1 protein-coding gene is annotated in these 1,030 nt (G+C 41.8%); it reads right to left on the minus strand.

Going from position 1 to position 1,030, the window contains the following annotated elements:
• Positions 1-61: 61 nt before the first annotated feature.
• Positions 62-928: an IS982 family transposase gene (locus KZA12_RS14735; protein ID WP_218690755.1), complete on the minus strand. Its 867-nt coding sequence runs from the start codon at positions 926-928 to the stop codon at positions 62-64.
• Between the last annotated feature and the right edge of the window lie 102 nt (positions 929-1,030).

The raw sequence follows: 1,030 nt of genomic DNA on the forward strand, positions 1-1,030 counted from the left end.
ATTAACCCCAATTCGGGATAAGCCTTATCATAAAGCATTGATTATATTTGGATTATGACTTTTATCCTTGTAATGGCATATATTTAATAGTGGGTTTATAGGGAAACCAGCAATACGCGATTAAACCTGATAGCAAATTAGTGATGAACCCCGTGACACTGCGATGACGAGAATGTTCAATTTGACATAAATTTTTCAGTTCGCCAAACACCGTTTCGACCAAAGAGCGGTGATTGAGCAGTGCCTCATCCATAGGTTCTAGCATCTGCTGTTTCATATTACGTCGAAGCTTAGTGATCAACGTGATATTGCTGTTCTGCGCCAACCATTCATTGAGTGCTTTGCTGATATATCCCCTATCACCGAACAGTTTGCCAAATAAAGGGGTTGCCATCTCTTTAACAGGCGCTCGATCATCCGTATTGCCAGTCGTCACTTTGACAGCGAGCAGCTCACCTTTATGATTGATGATGGCATGTAGCTTAAAGCCGTAGAACCAGCCCATGCTACTTTTACCTCGGGTGGCAAGACCCTCAAACACTTTATGTCGATAGATACGTTTGTTATGGCAAACTGCAATCTTAGTTGAATCAATATAGCTTACCCCAGTACAGTCACCCATCATGCTTTGTAAGTAGGTACATAAGGGCAGGACACTACGTGGAATAAGTTCAATGAACCGTGAGTAACTCGGCAAGTTTGGAAACGCATCTCTCATCATGCCAAGCAGGTGATGATAGTAAAAAGATTTAAACTGTCGATAACGCAACTGATGAAACAATATCAGAATGGTCATAATCTCTGATACACTTATCTGGCATGGTCTTAATCGCCGCCGCCCATTGGCGATAAGGTGAGCCTCAAACTCAGGTTTGAATGCCTTATAAAAGTCGTCGATGTGGCAGTAAAGTTCGGTTAGGTTGTCCATGTAAGAAGTCCTCTTTTCGCTATCGTTTGTCTTGGTAAACTTACTTTAGCGGATTTGGACTTCTTTTTTTACTTCTTTCTCGCTTATCCCGAATTGGGGTTA

The organism is Psychrobacter sp. BF1, assembly GCF_019279065.1.
GTDB classification, from domain to species: Bacteria; Pseudomonadota; Gammaproteobacteria; order Pseudomonadales; family Moraxellaceae; genus Psychrobacter; species Psychrobacter urativorans.

What these genes read in the sequence shown, in the direction of transcription:
- KZA12_RS14735 (WP_218690755.1), bottom strand. Translation starts at nt 928, where the DNA reads ATGGACAACCTAACCGAACTTTACTGCCACATCGACGACTTTTATAAG.